The organism is Herbaspirillum lusitanum P6-12 (assembly GCF_000256565.1).
Classification (GTDB): domain Bacteria; phylum Pseudomonadota; class Gammaproteobacteria; order Burkholderiales; family Burkholderiaceae_D; genus Herbaspirillum; species Herbaspirillum lusitanum.
In genome coordinates this window covers 1-975 of record NZ_AJHH01000535.1, presented here as the reverse complement: position 1 = coordinate 975, position 975 = coordinate 1, and the positions used below count along the sequence as shown (strand labels likewise).

1 protein-coding gene is annotated in these 975 nt (G+C 46.9%); it reads right to left on the bottom strand.

Annotated features, from left to right (window positions below):
• Positions 1 to 451: 451 nt before the first annotated feature.
• On the bottom strand, positions 452 to 975 hold a 524-nt coding region (locus tag HLUSI_RS29340), incomplete at its 5' end, for a patatin-like phospholipase family protein (RefSeq protein WP_016835235.1).

The window sequence follows — 975 nt, the reverse complement described above, 5'->3', positions numbered from 1 at the left end:
GCAAAAGCGCAGTCTCAAGCAGATGCATGCGGACCATAGATTTAATTAGAGCTCTCGGACGACTACGGGCGCTGGTGAACAAAATAAACATTGGATGTAATTTTACATAATGTAAATTATGCGAACATAGTGCAGTAGGCAGCTTAGCCAGTTTTGAACCAACATCTGCAGCTCTCGGAAGCAAATTTGATAGTTATCGGGAAGTAAATCTGTTAGATCGACCTTCCTGCCGCTTCCTAACAAAATCCTGCGTCCATAGCACTAACTTTGTAAATCCCAGGTTTTTGGCGTACCACCTGATGTTTTCATATCAACATTCCGCAACCGGTGCGTAAGTCATTTTGAGTGGTCAGGTTCAATTTCTCAATCTTCCACTGAGTGTAGTCAGCGAAAAATCACTCTTTCTCGATCAGTTTCAGCTGTAAGTCCAGTCCTCGTCCAGATCGCGCTATCAATCCCGAACCCAGAACGAACTTATATCTTTGGCAAGTTGGATGCCTTGGACAAGCCCTGCTTCAGCTGCATGCACACGTGTCTGAACCAGGAAGGGATTGTCTTCAAACGCAACTCGTGAGGAGTAATCTGGCACGACAATCATCACTTCACTCCCCTTTTTGAGCTGTTCAATCTGCATAGAAGCGTGATCGTTGCTCATCGTCCATTCTGCTGTTCCCATCGGGGATATGACCACGACCTTTTGGGCACCTTCCGCAAAACCAATATTCTTGGGGGAACACAGTCCGCCATCAGTGCAATAGCGTCCATCTATTTTTATGGGATGAACTAAGCCAGGCGTTGCGCTACTAGCTGCAATAGCGTCAAGCAAACCAGCACCTGAAAGTCTATCAAAGACCACTGGTTGGCCGCTCACGCAATCGGTGGCAATGATTTTCAATTCTCGCGTTGGCCAGTCCTGCAGAAAGATATGCTCAGACACAATTGATTTCCACTCCGACGGGGTAAAAATGGCGCGCG